The sequence below is a fragment of the Lentzea sp. NPDC004782 genome, assembly GCF_040609115.1.
Classification (GTDB): domain Bacteria; phylum Actinomycetota; class Actinomycetes; order Mycobacteriales; family Pseudonocardiaceae; genus Lentzea.
The window spans coordinates 60,384-69,400 of record NZ_JBEXJN010000010.1 but is presented as its reverse complement, the minus strand read 5'-3'; the positions used below and the strand labels follow the sequence as shown (position 1 = coordinate 69,400).

Sequence of the window (9,017 nt, the reverse complement as noted above, 5' to 3'; positions counted from 1 at the left end):
TCCCTTTTTTTTTTTCCCCCCGCGCGCGCGGTTGTGGTTTTTGCGGCGCCCATACCACCCCTGGGTGTCTTTGACGGCCACTAAAACCCACCGCTCAATCGTTTAGGTCGGTACGAACCGCCGGGTGTATCGGTGGTTTGAAGCGGCGCCCGTCGACCAGACGTGAAGAATATGAGGAAACCGCCCCCGAGGCGGAAGCACCGGGGGCGGTTTCGTCTACCGAGCAGCTCAGACGTCGAGCGTCCAGCTGTTCAACGTGCCGGTGTCCAGCAACGCCGCGTCACGCACGCGCAGCGTCCAGGTGCCGTTCGCGGCCTTGCTCGACAGGTCGCGGGTGTAGGTCTCCTTGATGTCGTCGGCCGAGCCGCCGGTCCGGTTGTGCAGGTTGTAGACCGTGCCGTCGGGCGCGACCAGGTCGACCACGAGGTCGCCCTTGTAGGTGTGGGTGATGTCGACCTTGATGGTCGAGGTGGCGGACGCGTTGCCCGAGCAGCCCGAGATCACGATGGTGCTGGTGACCGTGGACAGGTCGGGGATGGCGACCGGCGTGGAGTTGGTCTTGGCGTCACAGCCGCTGCCGACCGGGTTGACCGTCCACGAGAAGGTCGCGGAACCGGTCTTGCCCGCCGAGTCGGTCACCGTGGCGGTCACCGAGGAGGTGCCCGCCGTGGTCGGGGTGCCGGAGATCGCGCCGGAGGCGGACGCCGACAGACCGGCCGGGAGACCGGAGACGGACCAGGTGTACGGCGCCGTGCCGCCCGACGCGGACAGCTGCAGCGAGACCGGCGTGCCGACCGTGGAGGTCTGGCTGCCGGGGTTCGTCACCGACGGGTTGCCGGGCTGGCCGCCGCCGAAGAGCGTGTACAGCAGCTTGTTCGGCGAGCCGGAGCCGGGGCTGGTGATCTTGTTCGGCGTCGAGGCGGCGCTCAGGCCCGCCCACACGGCGGCCGGGCTGTCGGACGGGTGCGTGGCGAGCCACAGGGCAGCGGCGCCCGTGACGTGCGGGGTGGCCATCGAGGTGCCGGAGATCGTGTTGGTCGCCGTGTCGTTGGTGTTCCACGACGACGTGATGTTCTCGCCGGGCGCGAAGATGTCCGTGCAGGTGCCGTAGTTGGAGAACGAGGCGCGCGCGTCGTTGATGGTCGACGCGTTGACCGTGATCGCCTCGGCGACGCGGGCCGGCGAGGTCGAACACGCGTCGGTGTTCGAGTTGCCGGACGCGATCGCGTAGGTGACGCCGGACGCGATGGAGCGGCGCACGGCCGCGTCCACGGTGTCGTCCGCGCCGCCGCCGAGCGACATGTTCGCGACCGCGGGCTTCACGGCGTTCGCCGTCACCCAGTCGATGCCGCTGATGACACCGGCGTAGGTGCCGGAACCCTGGCAGTTCAGCACCTTGACGGCGACGACCTTGGCGCCCTTCGCGAGGCCGTACTGCGAGCCCGCGACGTTGCCGGCGACGTGCGTGCCGTGGCCGTTGCAGTCGGTGTCGTTGCCGTCACCGGAGGTGTTGGTGCCCCACGACGCACGACCGCCGAACGTCGTGTGCGTGGTGCGCACACCGGTGTCGATGATGTACGCCGTCACGTTCGACGCCGTGGTGTCGTACTGGTAGCTGCTGCTCAGCGGCAGGTCGCGCTGGTCGACGCGGTCCAGGCCCCACGACGGCGGGTTCTGCTGGACGTCCATCAGGTGCACCTGGGCGTCCTGCGACACGGTGGCGACCCGCGGGTCCGCGGCCAGCCTGGCCGCCTGCTTCTCAGTCATCTTCACCGAGAAGCCGTTGAGCGCGTGCTGCCACACCGAGCCCAGCTGACCACCGAACTTGCTCGCCAGCTCCGGGGCGGCGGCCCTCGACGCCGTTCCGGCCTTGAGCGAGACGATGTAGCTGTCCTTCACGGCCTCGGCGCGGTTGGCACCGAGGATGGTTCCCACGTTCTCTTGAGCTGAAGCGGCGGGCACCACGGCGGCGGCCAGACACAGGGCGGCGGCGGCGGTGAGTCCCGTACCCAAGACTCTTCGCATTGCAGGGTTCTCCCTCGTGCAGGGAACAGGGTGATCTGCACGCTAGACCTAAACCGCAGGTCAGAGGGATACGCCGATCTGCGCGAACTGTTGACAGATTTGACACTTCGCGTGGGAGCGAATGTTTCCTCTGAGTTACGGAATAGGCCGGGGGAACGTATTTGGATTCCCTATATCAACCCCAACGCCGAGAGGTCCACCCTCCATCGGCCCTACCGTCCGGTAGGCAGAACGGCATAGCGTCGCCCAGACGGAGGAACGAACTGATCGGGCAGTTCGCCGCCTGGGGACGCCATTGCTTCCGGTGTCGTGCGGGCTGTGTTGCAGCACAGCCGATCTCCTCATCGCGGTTGCCCGGTCCGGCGTTACACCGGTCCCTGCACACGATCGACCAAGGAGAAATGCCTATGAAGCGCATGGCTGTCGCGGCTGTCGCCGTGCTGACGGGTGCTCTCGCGACGACGGCCTCCCCTGCCGCCGTCGCCGCACCGCAACCGTCGGCCGGCCTGCTCGCCGCGATGCAGCGCGACCTGGGTCTGGACGCCCAGCAGGCCGCGGAACGGCTGCGTCAGGAAAGCGCGGCCGCGGTCCTGCTGCGCGTCGCGGAGGGTTTCGCCGGCGACAGCTTCGGCGGCGCGTGGTTCGACGCGTCCACCGGCAAGCTCGTCGTGGGCGTGACCGACGCCGCCAAGACCGACCGGCTGCGCAGGCTCGGCGCCGAGACCCGCACCGTCGCCCACCGGGCGAGCGACCTCGACTCGGCCAAGTCCAAGCTGGACGCCGAGAAGGCCCCGGCCGAGGTCACCGGCTGGTTCGTCGACACTCGGGCGAACGCGGTCACGATCACCGTGAAGCGCGGTCAGGCCTCTGCCGCGCAGGCGTTCGCGGCGAAGGCGGGCGCGGTCGCGAAGGTCGTGGAGACCGACGAGGCGCCTCGTCTGCTCAAGGACGTCCGCGGCGGCGACGCCTACTACATCAACAGCGCCAGCCGGTGCTCCATCGGCTTCGCGGTGCAGGGCGGGTTCGTCTCCGCCGGGCACTGCGGCGAGGCCGGGGACACGGTGGCCGGTGTAGACCGGTCGGCGATGGGGACGTTCCAGGCGTCGTCCTTCCCGGGCAACGACTACTCGTGGGTCAAGACCAACGCGTCGTGGACGCCCACGGCCAAGGTGAACCACTACGGCGGCGCTGACGTCGTCGTCTCCGGGCACACCGAGGCCGCGGTCGGCGCGTCGATCTGCCGTTCCGGCTCGACCACGGGCTGGCACTGCGGCGAGGTCGAGGCCAAGAGCCAGACGGTCAACTACCAGGAGGGTTCGGTCAGCGGCCTGACGCGCACGAACGTGTGCGCGGAGCCCGGTGACTCGGGCGGCTCGTGGGTCAGCGGCACGCAGGCGCAGGGCGTCACCTCGGGTGGCTCCGGCGACTGCACCAGCGGCGGCACGACCTACTTCCAGCCGGTCAACGAGATCCTCTCGGTCTACGGCCTGACGCTCATCACGGGCTGACACTGCTGATGAAGGGCTCCTTCATCCACCTCACGTGGATGAAGGAGCCCTTCATCGACTTCAGGCTTCGCGCTCTGCGAGCCACTTCTCGCGGTGCACCCGCCACCGGTCCAGCATCGAGCCGAGCTCGCTGTGGCAGAACCGGAAGAACTCGCGCGTCTCGTCCAGCCGCGACCCCGCATCGGTGCCGGGCCCGAGCGCCTCGACGCCCTCGCCGAGCACCTCGTCGACCATCGCGAGCATCTGGTCCTTGCGGAACGTCGCCTCGTACCAGACGTTGTCCCGCATCCGGTAGACGTCCCGGCGTGATCCGGGTTCTCTCTCGCGGCTCACGATCTGGACCGTCGTCAGGTAACGCACCGCGCCCGACACCGCCGCCGGTGAGATCTGCAGCAGTTCGGCGATCTCGGCCGCAGTGAGCCGCCCGGAGTCCGTCGACATCAGCGCCGCGAGGATGCGCGCCGGCATGCGCGGTACGCCCGTGTCCGCGAGAATCCCGCCGAAGCGCTCGACGAACTGGCTCACCGCCTGCTGGTCACGCTGCGTAGCTCTGGTCACGGCGGCATCATCCCCTTCCGTCAGCCGATCGGGCAAAATTTACGTCCTTCACGAAGTTGTGAAATGAGTGTAGCTTACCGGCCATGACATCTGCGATATCCGTGTCGGGCCTGGTGAAGACCTTCGGCCCGACGCGTGCACTGGACGATCTCGACCTGGACGTCCAGACCGGTGAGGTGCACGGCTTCCTCGGCCCGAACGGGGCGGGCAAGTCGACGACGATCCGGATCCTCCTCGGCCTGCTGCGTGCCGACTCCGGCACCGCGCGGCTGCTCGGCGGCGACCCGTGGAAGGACACCGCAGCCCTCCACCGCCGCCTCGCCTACGTCCCCGGCGACGTCAACCTCTGGCCCAACCTGACCGGTGGCGAGGTCATCGACCTGCTCGGACGGCTCCGCGGCGGCTTGAACTTCAAGCGCCGCGAGGAACTCCTGGAGCGGTTCGAACTGGACCCGCGCAAGAAGGGCCGCACCTACTCCAAGGGCAACCGGCAGAAGGTGGCGCTGGTCGCCGCGCTGTCGTCGGACGTCGAGCTGCTGATCCTCGACGAGCCGACCTCCGGCCTCGACCCGTTGATGGAGGCCGTCTTCCAGTCCTGCATCAACGACGAACGCGAGCGCGGCCGCACCGTGCTGCTCTCCAGCCACATCCTGGCCGAGGTCGAGGCCCTCTGCGATCGTGTCTCGATCATCCGCAACGGCCACTGCGTCGAGACCGGCACGCTCGCCGACCTGCGGCACCTGACCCGCACGTCGATCTCCGCGGAGCTGGCCGGCCCGCCCAACGGCCTCACCTCGCTCGCGGGCGTGCACGACCTGGTCGCCGAGGGCAACCGGGTCAAGTTCGAGGTCGACTCGGACAAGCTCGACCTCGTGCTCAAGCAGCTCGTCTCGACCGGCGTGCGCACCCTGACCTCGCAGCCGCCGACCCTCGAAGAGCTCTTCCTGCGGCACTACGAGGACGCGAAATGATCGGCACCTGGCATCTCGTCCGGCTGGCGTTGCGCCGAGACCGGATCCTGCTGCCCGTCTGGGTCCTGTTCCTGGTCTTCACGACGCTGTCGACGACGACCGCTCTCGAAGAGCTGTACGGAACGCAGCAGTCGCGGGCGCTGCTCGGCGCGACGGCGAACGCCAACTCCGCGTTCCTCGCGATGCTCGGCCCGCTGCACGACTGGTCGTCGCTGGGCGGCCTGGTCGTCTGGCGCTGGGGCGTCTTCGCCGGCCTGTTCATCGCGATCATGGCTCTGCTGGTCGTCACGAGGCACACGCGCGCCGAAGAAGAAGCAGGCCGCACGGAGCTGGTCGCCGCGACGGTCGTCGGCCGGCACGCACCGCTCGCCGCCGCGGTGATCGTCGCGGGCGGCATGAGCCTGCTGATCGGCGTGCTGCAGGCGCTGGTGCTGATCGGCAAGGGGCTTGACGCGGCCGGTTCGTTCGCGTTCGGCCTGTCCACGGCCTCGGTCGGGCTGGTGTTCACCGGCGTCAGCGCGTTCACCGCGCAGCTGTCGGAGAACTCACGCGTGTCCAACGCGATCGCGGGCGGCTTCCTCGGCGTCATCTACCTGTTCCGCGCGGCCGGTGACGCGGCGGGGGAGTCGGGCCCGCAGTGGCTGACCTGGCTCTCGCCCATCGGCTGGACCGAGCACGTGCGGTCGTTCGCCGACAACCGGTTCTGGGTGCTCGGCATCTCGCTGGCCACCGCCGTCGTGCTCGTCGGCGTGTCCGCGTACGTCGTCACGCGCCGCGACGTCGGACTCGGCCTGCTCGCGACGCGGCTCGGCCCGGCGCACGGCACGATCGGCACCCCGTTCGGCCTGGCGTGGCGGCTGCAGAAGGGCTCGCTGATCGGCTGGTCGCTGGCCCTGTTCGGAGTCGGCGTGATCTACGGCAGCGTCGCGCAGGCGGTCGGGAAGATGGTCGAGGACAACCCGACGCTCGGCCAGATCGTGCAGCAGATCGGCGGCGCCGACGCGATGGTGGACGCGTTCTTCGCGACCGTCACGCAGCTGCTGGGCCTGATCTCGTCGATCTACCTGGTCCAGGCCGTGCTGCGGCTGCGCTCCGAGGAGACCTCGCTGCGTGCCGAACCGCTGCTCGCCACCCCGGTCTCGCGCTGGGGCTGGGTCGCCTCGCACGCGGCGTTCGCCCTGGTCGGCGGCGCGGTCGTGCTGGCCTTCGCGGGGCTCGGCCTCGGCCTGGTGCACGGCCTGCAGACCGGCGACGTCGGCGGGGTGCTGCCGAAGCTGCTCGGCGCCGCGCTCGTGCAGCTCCCGGCCGCGTGGGTGGTCGCGGGCGTGGCGCTCGCGCTGTTCGGGCTGTTCCCGCAGTTCACGGGCGTGAGCTGGGCCGTGGTGTCGGTGTCGCTGGTGATCACGCTGCTCGGCCCGGCCCTGCAGCTCTCGCAGTGGGTCATCGACGTCTCGCCGTTCAGCCACGTCCCGAAGTACCCGGACATCGTGGCCGGGCCGCTGCTCTGGCTCAGCGGGGTGGCCGTGGTGCTTCTGGCTGCGGGGTTCGCCGGGTTCCGGCGCCGCGACCTGACCACGTGATGACCGCCGGCACGGTGATCAGCAGCGCGGCCGGGACGAGGAACCCCAGCAGCGGATGCGACTGGTAGAGGGGGACGAACGCCAGCGGGGCCACGGCGGCGCCCATGAAGCGCAGTGACTGCACGACACTGACGCTGCCACCCCTGTTGGCGTTCTCGCTCTGCAGCACCAGCGCGTTGACGCTCACCAGCACACCCTGCGCCGCCGCGCCGGTCAGCGCCCACGCGATGACCACGACCGCGGCGAACGGCGTCGTGCCGATCGCCGCGATGAGCCCACCGCCCAGCGTCGCGCCGACGACGACCGTGGTCATCGCGCCGAACTTGTCGATGGCCTTGCCGACCTGCCGCGCGGTCAGGAACCCGACGATGCCGAACCCGGTGAGCAGCACCCCGCGTTGCCCGGCGCCCAGCCCGAACACGTCGTCGAGCCGGAACGCCACGAGGAACGACAACCCGCCCAGGCACGCCCAGCCGACGAACGCGATCGCCGCGGGCCGCAGCGTGCTCGGCACGAACGCACTTCTGAGGCTCGCGTCGCGCTCCGGTTCGGCGTCCGTCTGCGGCACACCCAGGACGGCGAGCCCGACGGCGACGACGGAGATCACCACGAACGCCAGCCGCCAGTCGACCTCGGCGGTCAGTCCGCCGACCAGCGGCGCGGACGTCTGCCCGGCCGCCTGCATCGACCCGAACAGCCCCAGCGCGCGGCCCAGTTCCTCCTTCGGGGTGGAGGCGGCGATGACGGCCAGCAGCACCGGCGTGGTGAAGCTGTTCGCCGCGCCCTGCAGCGCCCGCGAGGCCAGCAGCACCTCGAACGTCCACGAGCTCGCCGCCAGCGCGGACGCCGCGGCGTAGACGACGTAGGCGATCCGGACGGTCCGCTGCGGGCCCCAGCGCTGCGCGAGCGTCCCGGACACCAGCATCAGCACGGCGAACGGGACGAGGTAGAACGTCAGCGTCGACGCCGCCGCGCCCGGCGACCGGCCGAAGCTCCTGCCGATCTCGGGCAGGACCGACGTCGTGATGGCGCCGCCGAACGGCCCGATCAAGGCACCGGCGTACAACCCGGCGCGTGCCAAACGGCCCACAGACACCTCCGCCGCCCCACCCTAGCCGTGACGCGGCAGCAATGGTTAGTGCAGCTAAGTTTTTCTGGCGCGGGGCCCCTTCGCCCTCTCCTGCAGTACGAAAGCTCCCCGCGTAACCCGCCGCCGGGCGGCGTCGCCCAGCTGCGGCGAAGCGCACGCGGGGCCCTTCCGTGTCCTCCTGGTGAACGAAAGCTCCCCGCGTGCACCATCCACCGCCGCCGCGAGCCGCACCCAAGCAGCCGCGCACGGTCGCTGCGAGTCGCTGCGCACCGCCACCGCGAAGTGCACGCGGGGAGCTTTCGTTCACTCCTGGCAAACGTGAGCGCCCCGCGTGCGGTCGGAACGCGGGGGCCCCGCGTTTCCCTTGGAACGGGCTAGCGGGGGCCCGTTGAGGGCCAGCCCGGGCCGCGGCCGCGGCGGCGCAGGTACCGCTCGAACTCCGCGGCGATGTCGTCCCCGGACGCCTCGGTGATCTGGATGGCCGCGTCACCGCGCTCCTCCAGCGCGCGCACGTAGTTGCGCACGTCCTCGTCCTCGTCGGCCATCTCGGAGACCGTGCGCTCCCACTCCTCGGCCTGCTCGGGCAGCGCGCCGAGTGGGACCTCGATGTCGAGGACCTCCTCCACCCGGTGCAGCAGGGCCAGCGTGGCCTTGGGCGAGGGCGGCTGCGACACGTAGTGCGGCACCGCGGCCCAGAACGAGATCGCCGGAACGCCCGCCTGCACGCACGCGTCCTGGAACACGCCGACGATGCCGGTCGGGCCCTCGTACTTCGAGTGCTCCAGTCCGAACTTCGCGGCGGCGTCCGGGTCGTAGGCGGTGCCGGTGACCGGCACGGGACGGGTGTGCGGCGTGTCCATGAGCAGCGCGCCCAGCGTCACCACGGTCGTCACCCCGAGGGCGTCGACGTGCCCCAGCAGTTCCGCGGCGAACTTGCGCCACCGCATGTTCGGCTCGATGCCGTGCACGAGGATGACGTCGACCGAGGAGCCGGGAGGCCGGCACACCGAGAGCCGCGTCGTCGGCCAGTCGACCCTCCGGGTCACGCCGTCCACCATGCGGACTGTGGGTCGCGTCACCTGGAAGTCGTAGTAGTCGTCCGGGTCGATCTCGGCGAGCGGGGTGGCGTCCCAGGTGAGTTGCAGGTGCTCGACGGCGGTGCTCGCGGCATCGCCCGCGTCGTTCCAGCCTTCGAACGCGCAGACCATGATCGGGCTCGTGAGCGGTTTGCGCGGGGTCGAGGGGGTCGGGGAGTCCTGGGACGGATCGTTCACGGCGCCAGACT

General features: G+C 70.2%; 7 protein-coding genes. 3 read left to right on the top strand and 4 right to left on the bottom strand.

Annotated features, from left to right (window positions below):
* Positions 1 to 228: 228 nt before the first annotated feature.
* Positions 229 to 2,025, bottom strand: a complete 1,797-nt coding sequence (locus ABZV40_RS12010; RefSeq protein WP_355438886.1) for a S8 family serine peptidase — start codon at positions 2,023 to 2,025, stop codon at positions 229 to 231.
* Positions 2,026 to 2,432: 407 nt separating this feature from the next.
* On the opposite strand from ABZV40_RS12010, the gene ABZV40_RS12005 reads away from it, so the two are divergent.
* A complete protein-coding gene (locus tag ABZV40_RS12005) occupies positions 2,433 to 3,533 on the top strand; it encodes a S1 family peptidase (RefSeq protein ID WP_355438884.1) in 1,101 nt (366 codons plus the stop codon).
* A 60-nt stretch (positions 3,534 to 3,593) separates the two neighbouring features.
* Here the strand turns inward: ABZV40_RS12005 and ABZV40_RS12000 are convergent, their stop codons facing one another.
* Positions 3,594 to 4,091, bottom strand: a complete 498-nt coding sequence (locus ABZV40_RS12000; RefSeq protein WP_355438882.1) for a MarR family transcriptional regulator — start codon at positions 4,089 to 4,091, stop codon at positions 3,594 to 3,596.
* An 83-nt stretch (positions 4,092 to 4,174) separates the two neighbouring features.
* Here ABZV40_RS12000 and ABZV40_RS11995 point away from each other — a divergent pair, with 83 nt between their 5' ends.
* Both ABZV40_RS11995 and ABZV40_RS11990 read left to right on the top strand, forming a co-directional pair.
* Complete coding sequence (locus ABZV40_RS11995; RefSeq protein WP_355438880.1) at positions 4,175 to 5,062, top strand: ABC transporter ATP-binding protein; 888 nt, start codon at positions 4,175 to 4,177, stop codon at positions 5,060 to 5,062.
* Positions 5,059 to 6,642, top strand: a complete 1,584-nt coding sequence (locus ABZV40_RS11990; protein ID WP_355438878.1) for an ABC transporter permease — start codon at positions 5,059 to 5,061, stop codon at positions 6,640 to 6,642. Before ABZV40_RS11995 ends, ABZV40_RS11990 begins: the two co-directional genes overlap by 4 nt.
* Here the strand turns inward: ABZV40_RS11990 and ABZV40_RS11985 are convergent.
* Positions 6,572 to 7,732, bottom strand: a complete 1,161-nt coding sequence (locus tag ABZV40_RS11985; protein ID WP_355438876.1) for an MFS transporter — start codon at positions 7,730 to 7,732, stop codon at positions 6,572 to 6,574. The two genes, ABZV40_RS11990 and ABZV40_RS11985, sit on opposite strands and share 71 nt — an antisense overlap.
* Before the next feature lie 374 nt (positions 7,733 to 8,106).
* Positions 8,107 to 9,006, bottom strand: coding sequence for a PAC2 family protein (locus tag ABZV40_RS11980; RefSeq protein WP_355438874.1), 900 nt, complete (start codon positions 9,004 to 9,006; stop codon positions 8,107 to 8,109).
* Positions 9,007 to 9,017: the final 11 nt, after the last annotated feature.